The sequence below is a fragment of the Planktothrix sp. genome, from assembly GCF_046067725.1.
Lineage (GTDB): Bacteria > Cyanobacteriota > Cyanobacteriia > Cyanobacteriales > Microcoleaceae > Planktothrix.
Genome location: NZ_JBJUDF010000023.1, coordinates 1 through 14,117 on the forward strand (window position 1 = coordinate 1; position 14,117 = coordinate 14,117).

A 14,117-nucleotide genomic window follows, 5' to 3' on the forward strand; every position below is an offset into this window, starting at 1 on the left:
TCCTGCTAGAATCACTTGGGGATGATAGCCTAATTCTTCAGCTTTTGCCGTTAAATAATAGGGGTCAACACCAATACAATGACCGCCGACTAATCCAGGAGTAAAAGGTAAAAAGTTCCACTTGGTTTTAGCTGCACTTAATACATCTTGGGTACGGATATTTAAGTGATCAAAAATAATCGCTAATTCGTTCATTAAAGCAATATTTAAGTCTCGTTGAATATTCTCAATCACTTTCGCTGCTTCTGCAACTTTAATTGAAGGTGCACGATAAACTCCCGCTTGAATAATAGCGCTATAAACTTCAGCAATGCTATTTAAGGTGGGTTCATCTTCTCCTGAAACCACTTTCACAATTTTTTCTAAGGTATGGGATTTATCCCCAGGATTAATTCGTTCTGGAGAATAGCCTAATTTAAAATCAATATTTTGTTTTAATCCCGAAATTTCGGCTAATATTTTACCGCAAATTTCTTCTGTAACCCCCGGATAAACTGTTGATTCATAAACAATAATATCTCCGGTTTTTATGACTTTTCCTAACAGTTCAGAGGCTTTAATTAAGGGTGCTAAGTTTGGTTGATTATTTTTATCAACAGGGGTGGGAACTGCTACAATATAAAAGTTACAGTCTTTTAAATCTTGAAGAGATGCTGTCAATTTTAAAGATGAATTTTTTAACCTTTTATTGTCTATTTCTCCAGTAATATCAATTCCTTGTTTTAAAGCTTCAACTCGTTCTAGTTTAATATCAAATCCAACGGTTTCGGGGAAAACTTCAGCAAAGGCAATAGCAACAGGTAAACCTACATATCCTAAACCAAGAACAGCAATGCGATGGGGATGAGAAGACATTATGATTTTAAAGATAAAAAATTAGGGGGTTATGACATCGAATAAGAATTAATCACGTCACCCGCCGTCCTAAAATTATACCCTAATTGTTGTAACCAATACAGTAAACAATTCAGGGTTTTTAAGGATGAACCTTGTTGACGAGTGTACCATAATTTTGCCCCCCAGGGAATTGATAAATCTTCGACGGAATAGGCGGGAATAAAATCAAAAGGGTGCATATAAACTTGAACAATAGGCGGAAGAGGAGAAACGGAGGATAACAGTTGAATTAAGGATAATTGAAATAAATCAATCCATAATAACCCCATCGGTAAGGGAATTAAAGGTAAAGAATTAACGGGAATTTCCCAAATATTATCTTGTAAATAGGGTTCAATCGGAACATTTTGATTATTAAATCGAGAGGGCATTTTTCCAGCGAATACCGAGGAATCATATTCATAATTGGTTTGTTTTAAATACTGATATAATCCTTGAGGAATTCGAGCTTGGGGCGCACGAAACCCTCTAATTTTTTGACCTGTATACTCTTCTAAAATCGCTTTTGATTTTGATAATTCTTCGATAATTTCATCTTTTGATAATTCAGGCATTTTTCGATGGGTAAAACCATGAGAAGCAATTTCAAACCCTTTTTGAATTGCAATATTAAGTTCTTCTTGAATATCAGGAACAATTTCTCCATTAATAAATAAAGTGGCGGGACATTGATATTGATTTAGAATCTCAAAAATCTTCGGTAAACCCACTTTAACTCCTCGAATTGTTTCAACAGAAGCGGGAAGTCTACCCCCCCAGTCCGTTTCAACATCAATAGAAATAATTGCTGTTTTCGATAATTTTTGATTCATGATTCTATTCTTCTGTTCTTAATTCTGGGTTTTTATGGGCGGGAGAACCCCCGTCCTTACCTGATTTATTGTTTCATTTCTCGACGAATTGCCGATAATTGATCTGCTAAGATTCCATAGAAAAAGATGATGATTCCTGATAATAATATAATCACATCTCGATCCGCTAGGTTGTCTTCTAATATTATGCCTGAAATCGAACTAATTAAACCCATAACGATTAAAAATAAACTGACAGGTAAGAAGACTCGCAATGGTGCAAATAACACAACAATTCTAATAATTAATAAAATTGTATTCAACCCATCTCTAACAATTTTAACCGAACTCGGACGACCGACTCTTGGATTAATAATAATCGGAACCCACTGAATTAACCAACCATTATTAATTAACGCAATAGTTGTAGTGGTACTAAAAGAAAACCCATCGGGCGCAAGGTGCATACAATCCAAAATCGCTTCTCGTCTCATCACCCGTAACCCCGAATTTAAGTCAGGAATCTTCCATCCTGTCACCCAATTTGCTACCCATTTTAAGATTAATTTTCCAGGTTTTCTTAAAAATGGAACTGGAGAATTATAACGAGTTCCTATGGCAACATCCGCATCTCCTAAACCGATTAATAAACTCGCTAATTGTTCAGCATCATGTTGACCATCAGCATCGGCAATGGCAATTAATCCATATTTTGCTTTACGAATTCCTGTTTTTAAAGCCGCACCGTAACCGCGATTTCTTCCCTGACGAATCACTTTTGCACCCGCTTGAGTTGCTTTTTCTACGGTTGAATCCGTTGAACAATCATCAACCACTAAAACCTCAAATTTGCCCCCAGTCGGTTTCAATAACTCTATCATTCCTGCCACAACCGTTGCAATTGCGGCTTCTTCATTAAAAGCAGGAATGACTAAGGACAGTCCTTTTCCTTCCGCTAAGGTTGTTTGAATTGCCGTTGTTAACTCTCCATCCACCACTCGATACATATTGTTTATCTGCTGAATTTCTCAAGCTATTGTATTATCTGAAAGGATCAGACTCGGATTTCGGGTCAATTATATCTGATTTTGGATCAATTTTTAGATGCTAGTATCCCGCTTCCAGAAGTTTTTAACCGCCCCAGAAGATCATCGATTTAGCCCAAGAATGATCTTTTGGTTTACCTTGAGTCTAGTTTTCTCCATTAGTTTTGCCATTCCGCCTTTACAAAAAGCTTTTAGTGGAGAATATTTAATCATGGATGATGCCCGACAACATTTATTTTGGATGCAACGGTTTGTTGATCCTGATTTATTTCCGAATGATTTAATTGCCGATTTTTATCAATCTATTACGCCTTCGGGTGTGAGTGGTTTCTATCATTTAATGGCAAATTTAGGGATTAATCCTCTGATTTTAAATAAGATTTTACCTTTATTTTTAGGATTATTAACCACTATTTTTTGTTTTGGAATTTGCATTGAACTTTTACCAATTCCTACGGTTGGTTTTATTGGCTCTTTACTGCTGAATCAAAATCTTTGGTTACACGGTGAATTAACAACGGCCGTTAGTAGCGGTTTTTCTTATCCGGCTTTTCTATCTTTTCTCTATTTTCTATTGCGTCGCTCTCCTCTGGGTGTGGGAATTTGTATGGCAATTATGGGGAATATTTACGGCCCATTAATGTTAATTGCTTGTGGAGTTTTAATTCTGCGGTTAATTCAGTGGGAAAAAGGCAAACTGCACTTTTCTACTAATCGTCAGGATTATATCATTTCGTCTGTCGGTTTAGGAGTTGCCACCTTAGTCATTATCCCTTATTTTTTCTCCACTTCTGAATATGGCCCGACCATTTCAGCCCAAGCAGCGAAAACGATGCCAGAGTTTTTACAGGAGGGAAGAACAGCCTTTTTTAATAGCGATAGTGGGTTAAATTTCTGGTTTAAAAATAGTCGCAGTGGGATTAGAATTTCCCTGAATCCGCCTTTAGTTATATTGGGATTTTTCCTACCTGTTTTGTTAAAATTTCCACGTCAGTTTCCGTTGGTAGAAAAAATCAGTTCTCAAATTAATATCCTGCTGTATTTAATCCTAACATCTATCGGGTTATTTGCGATCGCTCATCTTTTATTATTCAAGTTATTTCTCCCCAGTCGCTACACCAGCCACAGTTTCCGCATGATTTTAGCCATTTCAACAGCGATTTTTTTAATTGTTGTCTTAGATGGCATTTTTCAAGCCACCCTTAAACAAATTATTGCTTTAACCTCAACGGTTATCTTTAGTTTTGTATTAATTTTTTATCCGTTTTTAGTTTGGGGAAAAGCCTTTCCCCGAACTGCTTATACCATTGGAACAGATCCGGCTGTTTACCAATTTTTACAACAGCAACCGAAGGATACTTTAACGGCTTCTTTGTCCTTAGAAGCGGATAATTTACCCATTTTTTCTCAACGTTCAGTTTTAGCTTCTTGGGAACACGCTTTACCCTATCAAAAGGGATATTATCAACAAATTAAACCTAGAGTTTTAGATTTAATTTCTGCCCAATATAGCCCCAGTTTAGATACTGTTAAACAGTTTATTCAGCAGTATGGGGTTGATTATTTTCTGATTGATCAAAACGCCTTCACGCCTGAATATATAACCGAGAATGTTTGGTTTAAACAATGGCCTGATCAAGGAAAAAAAGCCTTAAGTCAACTTCAAGGAAAACAACAACCGATCCTGTTACAATCTTGGAATCGTTGTACTATTTATCAAAATCAACTTTATCGTCTAGTTAAAGCAGATTGTCTCATCAAATAACCCGTAGGTTGCATAAGCACAGCCCATGCACCATCTAACCTTTTATTATCGCAGTTTTTAGCACAGTCACCAGTTAACGATAGACTAGGACAATGGGAACCCACCGAAAAAAAACTACAGGAAAGTTTAGCCTTAATTCAAAATTTATCTTTTTCTAAAAAAACATTAATTCTAGCTCAAATTTTAGAGATTTAAGATCAATTAGAACTGAATAAAGGACAACCTAAACAAGCAATTAAAACCTGGAAAGAAGCTTTTAAACTTTATTTACCTCTTGCAATAGAAATTTCTCCCCCTACCGCCCCTGCTCCTCTTCTTCCCCTACTCCCTATCCCTTGTCAAAAAAAAGGGGTGTATTTTCCTCCTAATGCTTCAACAATGGTTTTCGTATTTTTCACTAACATTTTAATATAGGTATCTGCTTCACTTCCGCGAACGCCAATCGAATCAGAATATAATTGTTCTGGAGCTAATTTAACGCCAGATTCGTCAGCAACGGTTGTAATTAATTTAGGATTAATAGTGGTTTCGGCAAAAATAGCGGGAACCCCGGCTTTTTGAATGGAAGTTGCTAAATCTTTAACGGTTTTTGCACTGGGTTGTTCTTCCGTACTAATCCCAATTAAAGTTCCGATTACCTCTAATCCATAAGCATTAGCATAATATTGAAACGCATCATGGGTTGTCACTAATTTTCGTTGATTGGGGGGAATCGTTGCAATTTGTTGTTGAATCCAACGGTCTAATTTTATTAAATCTTGGGTTAATTTTTCCGTATTTTTATCAAAAATAGATTGATTTTCTGGCGATAATAAAATTAACTCATCTCTAATTTTATTCACCATTAAAATAGCATTTTTAGCGGTTCCCCAAACATGAGGATCGGGTTGTATTTGTCCTTGAACTTGAAAAGCTAAGGGTTTAACAACTTCTCCCACAGCCACTTTTTTTCCAGAGGTGGATGCTGCTTTCATTAATTTTATTAAACCCGGTTCTAAATTATAACCATTATATAAAATTAAATCGGCTTTTTCTAAAGCAATGCTATCTTGCGGGACAGGTTCATAAACATGGGGATCTGCACCAGGTTGTAATATTCCTTGATGGTCAATTTCATCTCCTGCAATTTGTTCTGTTAAATCAGCAATAATGGTACTGGTCGATACAACTTTTGGTTGATCTCCGTTCACAGAATTCTCTAGTTTTGATTGAGTACAACTACTTAATCCGCTTAAGATTAATCCTAGAAACAGAGTCCAAAATCCTGCATAGATAGGCTTGTCAGTGATTATTTTTATCATACTGTTAGGGATTTTCATAATTTTTTCATTAATTATTTCATAATTTGTTCATTTTTGCAGTACACTATTCCTAAAGTCGCCCCTTAAATTCTTCTCTACTCAAGAAGTCAATGGGGGAACCTACTCCATAAACTACAGATAGCAATGGATCAAACGGCTATGAACACCCTAAAATTCCCCCATCCTCTACATCAGTCTCTCACTGTCCATGATCTCAGCGTTAACTATCGCGGGGTGGAAGCACTACGAGATATCTGTTTAGAGGTTCAACCCGGACGGCTCACGGGTATTATTGGCCCGAATGGGGCGGGAAAAAGTACCTTGATGAAGGCGATGCTGGGGTTAGTTCCGATGGCTGCGGGCGCGGTAGTGTATGACGGAAAACCCTTGAGTCAGCAACGCCAACGGGTCGCTTATGTTCCTCAGCGATCGCAGATTGACTGGGACTATCCAGCGACGGTGTGGGATATTGTCATGATGGGGAGAGTGCGGAAAACCGGCTGGTTACGTCCCTTTTCCGGGGTGAGTCGTCACATCGCTACTCAAGCGTTAGAACGGGTGGGAATGGCTGAGTTTAAAAATCGCCCCATTGGTCAACTGTCGGGGGGTCAACAACAGCGTGTCTTTTTAGCGAGATCTTTGGCGCAAGAAGCGGAAATTTTTTGTTTTGATGAACCGTTTGTAGGAATTGATCAGAAAACAGAAGCGGTGATTTTTAGTTTGTTTCGCGAGTTAGCCGCATCGGGAAAAATTGTGATAGTAATTAATCATGATTTAGGGGAATCTATTGTTAATTTTGATGATTTAATTTTAATCAATCGAGAATTAATTACTGCGGGAAACCGTCACCAGGTTTTAAAAGAAGATCATTTACAACAAGCTTATGGAGGTCGCGTGTTTTTCTTTGCTGAAAAAGTCGCTTAACTTTCGATTCACTGTTCTACAGAAATTTTTGAATCTGGGTGTGTATTCTCTACTGATACACCCGAAAACCCCTTGAGTTTAAATCCAATGTTGAATTTGTTAATTGAACCTTTACAATATAGTTTTATGCAGCGATCGCTAACGATTGCGATTTTAGTGGGAATTATTTGTGCTGTTGTTGGTAGCTATTTAATGGTACAACGATTAGCTTTATTAGGAGATGCCATTAGTCATTCAGTTTTACCTGGATTAGCGATCGCCTTTATCCTCAATGCTAATATTTTTGTCGGGGCGTTTATTGCTGGAATTTTAAGCACTATTTGCATGAATGTGATTAGAACCTATTCCCGAATTAAAGAAGATGCCGCAATGGGAATCGTATTTTCAGCGTTTTTTGCCTTGGGAATTACCTTAATTACCTTAGTACAGAAAGATAATAAAATCGACCTCAATCATTTTTTATTTGGTAATATTTTAGGCGTAACGGTCGAGGATGTTCGAGATACCTTTATTATTACAATAATTATTCTTGCTGTTGTCGCCTTAATCTATAAAGAACTGTTGTTTTATACCTTCGATCCCTTGGGTGCAGAAGCCACAGGTTTACCTGTTAACTTACTAAATTTAGGATTAATGGGATTAATTGCGTTAACCATTGTTGCCAGTTTAAAAGCCGTTGGAGTTATCTTAGTTCTCTCCTTATTAATTACTCCAGCAGCCACCGCTTATCTATTAGTTGAACGTCTCCATCAAGTGATGATATTAGGTGTGATGATTGGAGTTATTTCTAGTATTAGCGGAATGTACCTCAGTTATTTTTATAATCTTCCCTCTGGCCCTGCTATTGTATTAGTAACATCAGGATTATTTATCCTAACTTTTTTATTTAGTCCTACTCAGGGACTACTTAAAATTAAATCTTAATCACCCTAGAATGTATTAATCTGAGTATTACGCAATAAAACTTTAATTTCAGTCTTGTTAAAGTTTTCCAGTTAGGGCATTGTTTAAGAATCGGGAAAAACATGATAAACTGTTAAGTATCTGTAGTGAGAGCGTCCCGGCTCCGTAAAATATACTTAATTCTATGAGTCCTCTCAATTTTTCCTATACTCCAGAAATCTCAATTATTTTACCCACTTACAATCGAGCTAACTATTTAAACGATTGTATTAATAGTGTAATTAATCAAACCTTTAAAGATTGGGAATTACTAATTGTTGATGATGGAAGTCAAGATCAGACCTTTGAAATCATTAATTCCTTTTTGGAACAATGGGAAAATATTCGCTATCTCAAGCATAAAAATCGCAAACAATCTTTATCCAGAAATGCAGGAATTCAAGCATCCTTTGGGAAATATATTACTTTTATTGATAGCGATGACCAATATAAACCCAATCATTTAAAATTACGTTGGGACTATATGAACGCTCATCCTGAAGTTGATTTTATTATGGGAGGTTGTGAAACCCAAGAAGATCGATTTGTCACTGATTATTATCAACCTGGAAAACTAATTAATATTTTAGATTGTGCTATTGGAGCCACTTTTTTTGTGAAACGTCATGTTTTATTTCAATTGCAAGGGTTCCGAAATATACATTATGGAGAAGATGCCGAGTTATGGAAAAGAGCAGAACAACAATTTAAAACCGCAAAAGTACCTGAACTGAAAACTTATATTTACAACTTTTCAGAAGACAGCATTTGTCATCAATTTGGGGTTCATATTTCATGATATTTAAAATAACGATATTTAAAAACTGGATCATGAATAGCATTAAATCTTATCATAAAATAGGGTTGATTTCGGTTATTTTTACTGTATTTTTACTGATTTTTTCAGGGTGTCAAAGTGCCACCCATAAAAATCAGGGTGTCATCCACTTAACGTTATGGCAAGGATTGAACCCTCCCCCAAATCGAGAAGTTTTTAACGAATTAGTCGCACGATTTAATCAAACCCATAAGGATATTCAGGTTGATTCAATTTTTGCAGGTCAACTTGATCAACAATTACCTAAGATCTTGACCTCTGTGGTGGCAAATTCTCCCCCCGATATCCTTTCTTTTTCTCCTCAATTAACAGGTCAACTGGTAGATTTAGATGCCGTTGTTCCCCTGGAAGATTGGTTAAATCAATTGCCAGTTAAGTCAGAATTATACCCTAATGTGCTGGAGGAAAGCGAATTAAATGGTCATCTTTGGTCAATTCCCCTTTGTACCAGTAATATTGGGATTTTTTACCGTCCTAAATTATTTGAACAAGCGGGAATTACGGAATTACCTAAAACTTGGGAAGACTTAAAAGAGGTTGCCAAAAAACTCACGATTGATCGCAATGGTGATGGTAAACCTGAACAATATGGAATGTTAATTCCGTTTGGAAAAGGAGAATGGACAGTTTTTACTTGGTTTCCGTTTTTATTAAGTTCTAATGGAACAATTGTTGAAAATAATCGCCCTAATTTAATCAATCCGGGTGCGATCGCAGCGACCCAATTTTGGCAAGATTTCTTAACAGAAGGTTCTGGAAGATTATCTATCCCAGAAAGAGGGTATGAAGAAGGAGATTTTATTGCGGGTCGGGTGGCGATGCAAATCACAGGCCCTTGGACATATATTATGAAAAGTAATGTTGATTATGGGGTATTTCCTGTACCAATGAATCAGCGTCCAGCAACGGTCACGGGAAATGGAAGCTTATTTTTAATGAAAACGAACCCCGAACGAGAGAAAGCGGCTTTGACGTTTTTGGAGTATATTTTAAGTGAACAATTCCAAACGGAATGGAGTATTAGAACCGGATTTTTACCCGTTAATATTAAATCTGCCAATAGTCCGCTTTATCAAGAATTCCTCAAACAAAAGCCTGTGATGAAAGTGTTTGTTGATCAAATTCCCGTTGCTGGAGGACGACCGACTATTGCAGGATATAGCCGTTTATCTGATTCTTTAGGTCGTGCGATCGAAGCTTCAATGTTAGGTAAACCTGTTGAAAAATCTTTACAAGAAGCTCAAGAACGTTTAGAATTAATTTGGGAAAAGCAATAAATTCTAAACCCTTATAAATCAAATTGTTTTTGGTTTATATATAGCAATCCGATTTGATTTAGGGTAGGGTCAATTCATGAATTGTCCCTACGGTAAGGGTTTGAGTCATAGAGAGAGGTTATTACAACCGATTTAGAAGTTTTATAATAAATCTCCTAACTGGGGTCTAATTACAATTTCTTCGAGTACAGCTTGAGGAGAAAGATGATAACAAGTATAAACGACATCTGCGATATCTTCCACTTTCAAAAACCGTTCAGGAGGTTCTTCTGTGCCATTCCAACTATCAGTTAATGTCGCACTGGGTAGAATAGCAGTGACTTTAATATTATAAGGTTTTAACTCTTCTCGTAAAACTTTTGATAACCCTAATAAAGCAAATTTACTAATGGAATAAGACGAACCTTTAATATAAGGAACAATACTCGCAATTGAACAAATATTAAAAATATGACCTTTTTTCCTCCCTATTAAATGATTAAGAATTCCCTTTGTGAGATAATAAGCACTATAAACATTAGCTTGCATCATTAATTCAAAGTTTCCTTCGGGTTCATTATAAATTTGTCCGGGGATAAATAGACCCACATTATTCACGAGAATATCAATTTCTAACCCTAGATTTTCGATAAATTTAACAAATTTTTGAGCCTCTGATTTTTCAGAAAGATCCGCAACCCAGGTATAAAGATTACATTCTGGATATTTTTCTGAAAATTCTGTTTTGAGTTCTGCTAAATTGTGTTCACTTCTCGAACAAGTGATCAATGTAAAATTCTCTGGAGCAAATTTTTCTAAAATTGCTTTACCAATTCCTTTCGTTCCACCTGTAACAATGATTGCTGGTTTCATACTGCTTTCACTTTAAATTTTATCTTTAATAATGATAACTTTAATCATAATTTAGTTTATCATAAGATGATGGGAATTTGATTCGCAAGTTAAAATTACGAAATTTGTTAAGGTTCTTAATATTAAGAAACGTCATCCTACAGCACAATAATAGTATTGAGTGAAAAAAGATTTATGAGTTTAGTTTCTCCCACCATTAATGATAAAAATCGTATCATTCCCCCAGAATTGAATGTTCCTCCCCGTTTGTTGTTAGGGCCTGGGCCATCCAACGCCAACCCCCGCGTCTTGCAAGCACTGGCCATGTCTCCCGTTGGACACCTTGACCCTTATTTTCTGCATCTGATGGACGAGGTACAAACCCTCCTACGCTATGCTTGGCAAACCGAGAACCCGATGACCATTCCCATGAGTGGGACGGGAAGTGCGGCGATGGAAGCCACTCTCGCCAATATTGTCGAACCCGGAGACGTGGTGTTAGTAGGGGTGATGGGATATTTCGGTTATCGCTTAGTCGATATGGCAGGTCGTTATGGGGCCGATGTGCGAAAATTAGTCAAACCTTGGGGTCGGGTGTTTAGTTTAGAGGAACTGCGGCAAGGGTTAGAAACCCATCGTCCCAAAGTGTTAGCGGTGGTTCATGCAGAAACCTCCACAGGCGCTTGTCAACCCTTGGAAGGTTTGGGCGAATTATGTCGAGAATTTGATTGTTTGTTATTAGTTGATACCGTCACCAGTTTAGGCGGTGTGCCGTTATTTTTAGATACTTGGGGAATAGATTTAGCTTATAGTTGTAGTCAAAAAGGTTTAGGCTGTCCCCCAGGTTTAGGGCCGTTTACCATGAGTCCCCGCGCTGTTGAAAAATTAAAAAATCGTTCAACAAAAGTGGCAAATTGGTATTTAGATATATCTTTGCTTTCTCAATATTGGGGTCAAGATCGAGTGTATCATCATACCGCCCCCATTAATATGAATTATGCCTTGCGAGAAGCGTTAAGAATTTTAGCAGAAGAAGGATTAGAAGCCAGTTGGAATCGTCATTTAACCAATGCTCAATTATTATGGGAGGGGTTAAAAGATTTAGGATTAGTTTGTCATGTTCACGAAGATTATCGTTTACCCACCTTAACAACAGTTCGCATTCCTGAAGGGGTAGACGGTAAAGCAATTTCTCGTCAATTATTGACCGAATATAATATTGAAATTGGCAATGGTTTAGGAGAATTAGCAGGTCAAGTTTGGCGTGTTGGCTTAATGGGATATAATAGCCGTCCTGAAAATGTTCTGTTATTATTATCCGCCTTAAAACGAGTGTTAAATCGTTAATAACTTGAGAAATCCGGTTTCTGCAAGAGTTTATTTCCCAACCAAAAGATAACTAGAGAAACCCGGTTTCTGTTTGGGGAATTTGGTAGAAACCGGGTTTCTGTAATAGTTGATTTCCTAACCGAAAGATAACTAGAGAAACCCGGTTTCTGGGTGTTTCTGTAATTTATATTTGAGAGCTATAATCATAGAACTAAGTTTTGTTCTGACAAAAAAGTGCAATCTGTCAAAAAAATCTCACTCGCAGAGTTTCTCTCTCAACCCAATATTGAGGCTTCTCCCGCATGGGAATTAATGAATGACCAACCGAGTCAAAAACCAATGCCAACGCTGTTTCACTCACGCCTACAACGCAATCTGGTTAATTATATTAATCAGCATACCAATCAGTTTGAGGCGGTGCAAGAATTACGTTGTCTAGTTCCTCCCTTCTCCCCTGTACCCGATATTGCTATTATTAGTTGCGATCGCCTTAGCGATGAAGACGGGCCATTTAACGGATCTCCAGATTGGTTAATTGAAATTCGCTCACCGGATCAAAATACTTTAGACTTACAAAAGAAGATTCTCCATTGTCTGAGTAACGGAACACAATTGGCTTGGTTAATTGATATCTCTCGTCAACAAGTTTGGGTGTGGTGGGGTGATGAGTTACCCTTAGTTTGTTCAGGTTTAGATATTTTGCCAACTTTGGGTGATCTCCCTGAACTTACGGTTAACACTGTGATGACGATGACTCAGCGACACTACCGCCCTTAAATCTATTCCTCATTAAACATTTTATCAGTTAAAATTAAATTGGAAAATTCGGGTATAATTTTATGGATATTAGAACAATTAATTTACCCATTCCTTTAGAATTAACATTAGATTTAACAGAAGATCAATTTTATGAATTATGCCAGAAAAATCAAGACTTAAAATTTGAACGAAACCGCTCAGGAGTGCTAACAATTATGTCGCCAACGGGTGGAGAAACCAGCCATCGTAACTTTAATATTGCGGTGGAACTTGGCATCTGGAACAAACAAACTAAACTCGGTATCGCTTTTGATTCTTCTGGGGGATTTAAACTTCCTAATGGTGCGGATCGTTCTCCTGATGTATCATGGATTAGAAGCGATCGCTGGTTCAGTTTAACACCGCAACAACGAGAAAGATTTGTGCCTTTGTGTCCTGATTTTGTAGTAGAATTACGATCATCTAGCGATTCTCTTAAATCCCTACAAGATAAAATGAATGAATATCAAGAGAACGGTGCAAAATTAGGATGGTTAATTGATCCGAAACATAAACGAGTTGAAATTTATCGTCCTCAACAAGACGTTGAAATATTAGAAAATCCCACCACTTTATCAGGAGAAGATATTTTACCCGGATTTTTATTAGATTTAACCTTAATTTGGTAAACCCTTAGTAAGCCCTGAATGGCTATAGAAACCGGGTTTCTGCAATCGTTTGTTTCCTATTTTGAGGAAAATGCTATAATAATAAGTTGAAAATTGCGTGAATACTCTAAACCAAAATGATTAAAAAAACAGGTCTGGGTTATTTTTTATTGATATCTCTGTCATTTTTGAGCTTGATTGTGGGGATAGACAGTGTTCAAGCCGATGAAGATCGAGACGCAACCCCAGAGGAAATTGCTAGAATTAAACAGGTTTTAGCAGGTGAAGGTTGTTCACTTGATGATGATGATGATGTAGAGTTTTATTTAAATCGCAATCTTTATGAAGTCGATGATGCGATTTGCTCCGATGGAAAGATTTATGAGATTTACCTTGATCAAAACTTTAATATCATTTCCAAGCGTCAAGATGATTGAGGGTTAAAAATTAATAGCATAATCGGTTTTCTTTGGGGATAGAGATGCGCCACATAAGGACAATAGAAATTTTGGGCTATTGTTTAGAATAGCAGTGAAAACTCCAATATTTCGACTGATTAAAATTTGTTGCTATATCAACAAAAATTACTAATATCACTATAAACGGAGTTTATAGTGATTATACTTTTTATAATACCTATAATATCCATAATAGAAATTATAGTAATAAAATTTTTATTGCTTACCATACAATTGAAGCAACTTTCTATGAACAAGAGTACCAAAAGACAGGGAATCAATGGAAATTGCCTAATGCTAGTAGCCATTGGC

The 14,117-nt window shown here is 36.8% G+C and carries 14 protein-coding genes; 9 read left to right on the forward strand and 5 right to left on the reverse strand.

All coding sequences use genetic code 11. The features are described from left to right. From ACKPEB_RS01235 to ACKPEB_RS01245, 3 genes are all read right to left on the reverse strand, one after another. Positions 1-855: nucleotide sugar dehydrogenase (locus ACKPEB_RS01235; protein ID WP_408962947.1), on the reverse strand; the 855-nt coding region annotated here is incomplete at its 3' end. A gap of 29 nt (positions 856-884) precedes the next feature. Continuing rightward, the gene (locus ACKPEB_RS01240; RefSeq protein ID WP_408962948.1) at positions 885-1,709 is read right to left on the reverse strand and encodes a polysaccharide deacetylase family protein; all 825 of its coding nucleotides are present in this window, start codon (positions 1,707-1,709) and stop codon (positions 885-887) included. 65 nt (positions 1,710-1,774) lie between these two features. Next, positions 1,775-2,695 carry a glycosyltransferase family 2 protein gene (locus ACKPEB_RS01245; protein WP_408962949.1) on the reverse strand — a complete coding sequence of 307 codons (921 nt, stop codon included), beginning with the start codon at positions 2,693-2,695 and terminating at the stop codon, positions 1,775-1,777. Between the two features lie 97 nt (positions 2,696-2,792). Between ACKPEB_RS01245 and ACKPEB_RS01250 the strand changes: the two genes are divergently transcribed. Then, positions 2,793-4,499 (forward strand): hypothetical protein, encoded by a 1,707-nt coding sequence (locus ACKPEB_RS01250; protein ID WP_408962950.1) that lies wholly within the window; start codon positions 2,793-2,795, stop codon positions 4,497-4,499. A gap of 338 nt (positions 4,500-4,837) precedes the next feature. Here ACKPEB_RS01250 and ACKPEB_RS01255 read toward each other — a convergent pair whose 3' ends face one another. After that, the gene (locus ACKPEB_RS01255) at positions 4,838-5,800 is read right to left on the reverse strand and encodes a metal ABC transporter substrate-binding protein (RefSeq protein WP_408962961.1); all 963 of its coding nucleotides are present in this window, start codon (positions 5,798-5,800) and stop codon (positions 4,838-4,840) included. 159 nt (positions 5,801-5,959) lie between these two features. Here ACKPEB_RS01255 and ACKPEB_RS01260 point away from each other — a divergent pair, with 159 nt between their 5' ends. The 4 genes from ACKPEB_RS01260 (at position 5,960) to ACKPEB_RS01275 (ending at position 9,781) form a co-directional block, all read left to right on the forward strand. Beyond that, positions 5,960-6,724 (forward strand): metal ABC transporter ATP-binding protein, encoded by a 765-nt coding sequence (locus ACKPEB_RS01260; RefSeq protein WP_408962951.1) that lies wholly within the window; start codon positions 5,960-5,962, stop codon positions 6,722-6,724. Between the two features lie 87 nt (positions 6,725-6,811). Beyond that, on the forward strand, positions 6,812-7,648 hold the full coding sequence (locus ACKPEB_RS01265) for a metal ABC transporter permease (protein ID WP_408962952.1): 837 nt from the start codon (positions 6,812-6,814) through the stop codon (positions 7,646-7,648). Positions 7,649-7,811: 163 nt separating this feature from the next. Next, positions 7,812-8,465: a glycosyltransferase family 2 protein gene (locus tag ACKPEB_RS01270; protein WP_408962953.1), complete on the forward strand. Its 654-nt coding sequence runs from the start codon at positions 7,812-7,814 to the stop codon at positions 8,463-8,465. Positions 8,466-8,497: 32 nt separating this feature from the next. Continuing rightward, positions 8,498-9,781: an ABC transporter substrate-binding protein gene (locus ACKPEB_RS01275; protein WP_408962954.1), complete on the forward strand. Its 1,284-nt coding sequence runs from the start codon at positions 8,498-8,500 to the stop codon at positions 9,779-9,781. Positions 9,782-9,922: 141 nt separating this feature from the next. On the opposite strand, the gene ACKPEB_RS01280 is transcribed toward ACKPEB_RS01275, so the two are convergent. Next, on the reverse strand, positions 9,923-10,633 hold the full coding sequence (locus ACKPEB_RS01280) for an SDR family oxidoreductase (protein ID WP_408962955.1): 711 nt from the start codon (positions 10,631-10,633) through the stop codon (positions 9,923-9,925). 174 nt (positions 10,634-10,807) lie between these two features. Here ACKPEB_RS01280 and ACKPEB_RS01285 point away from each other — a divergent pair, with 174 nt between their 5' ends. The 4 genes from ACKPEB_RS01285 (at position 10,808) to ACKPEB_RS01300 (ending at position 13,784) form a co-directional block, all read left to right on the forward strand. After that, the gene (locus tag ACKPEB_RS01285; protein WP_408962956.1) at positions 10,808-11,959 is read left to right on the forward strand and encodes a pyridoxal-phosphate-dependent aminotransferase family protein; all 1,152 of its coding nucleotides are present in this window, start codon (positions 10,808-10,810) and stop codon (positions 11,957-11,959) included. Between the two features lie 216 nt (positions 11,960-12,175). After that, on the forward strand, positions 12,176-12,718 hold the full coding sequence (locus ACKPEB_RS01290) for a Uma2 family endonuclease (protein ID WP_408962957.1): 543 nt from the start codon (positions 12,176-12,178) through the stop codon (positions 12,716-12,718). A 62-nt stretch (positions 12,719-12,780) separates the two neighbouring features. Then, positions 12,781-13,368: a Uma2 family endonuclease gene (locus tag ACKPEB_RS01295; RefSeq protein ID WP_408962958.1), complete on the forward strand. Its 588-nt coding sequence runs from the start codon at positions 12,781-12,783 to the stop codon at positions 13,366-13,368. Between the two features lie 116 nt (positions 13,369-13,484). Continuing rightward, positions 13,485-13,784, forward strand: coding sequence for a hypothetical protein (locus ACKPEB_RS01300; protein ID WP_408962959.1), 300 nt, complete (start codon positions 13,485-13,487; stop codon positions 13,782-13,784). Positions 13,785-14,117: the final 333 nt, after the last annotated feature.

Excerpts from the sequence above, each read along its gene's own strand:
- ACKPEB_RS01240 (WP_408962948.1), bottom strand. The coding sequence starts at position 1,709 with ATGAATCAAAAATTATCGAAAACAGCAATTATTTCTATTGATGTTGAA.
- ACKPEB_RS01245 (WP_408962949.1), bottom strand. The coding sequence starts at position 2,695 with ATGTATCGAGTGGTGGATGGAGAGTTAACAACGGCAATTCAAACAACC.
- ACKPEB_RS01250 (WP_408962950.1), top strand. The coding sequence starts at position 2,793 with ATGCTAGTATCCCGCTTCCAGAAGTTTTTAACCGCCCCAGAAGATCAT.
- ACKPEB_RS01255 (WP_408962961.1), bottom strand. The coding sequence starts at position 5,800 with ATGATAAAAATAATCACTGACAAGCCTATCTATGCAGGATTTTGGACT.
- ACKPEB_RS01260 (WP_408962951.1), top strand. The coding sequence starts at position 5,960 with ATGAACACCCTAAAATTCCCCCATCCTCTACATCAGTCTCTCACTGTC.
- ACKPEB_RS01265 (WP_408962952.1), top strand. The coding sequence starts at position 6,812 with ATGTTGAATTTGTTAATTGAACCTTTACAATATAGTTTTATGCAGCGA.
- ACKPEB_RS01270 (WP_408962953.1), top strand. The coding sequence starts at position 7,812 with ATGAGTCCTCTCAATTTTTCCTATACTCCAGAAATCTCAATTATTTTA.
- ACKPEB_RS01275 (WP_408962954.1), top strand. The coding sequence starts at position 8,498 with ATGAATAGCATTAAATCTTATCATAAAATAGGGTTGATTTCGGTTATT.
- ACKPEB_RS01280 (WP_408962955.1), bottom strand. The coding sequence starts at position 10,633 with ATGAAACCAGCAATCATTGTTACAGGTGGAACGAAAGGAATTGGTAAA.
- ACKPEB_RS01285 (WP_408962956.1), top strand. The coding sequence starts at position 10,808 with ATGAGTTTAGTTTCTCCCACCATTAATGATAAAAATCGTATCATTCCC.
- ACKPEB_RS01295 (WP_408962958.1), top strand. The coding sequence starts at position 12,781 with ATGGATATTAGAACAATTAATTTACCCATTCCTTTAGAATTAACATTA.
- ACKPEB_RS01300 (WP_408962959.1), top strand. The coding sequence starts at position 13,485 with ATGATTAAAAAAACAGGTCTGGGTTATTTTTTATTGATATCTCTGTCA.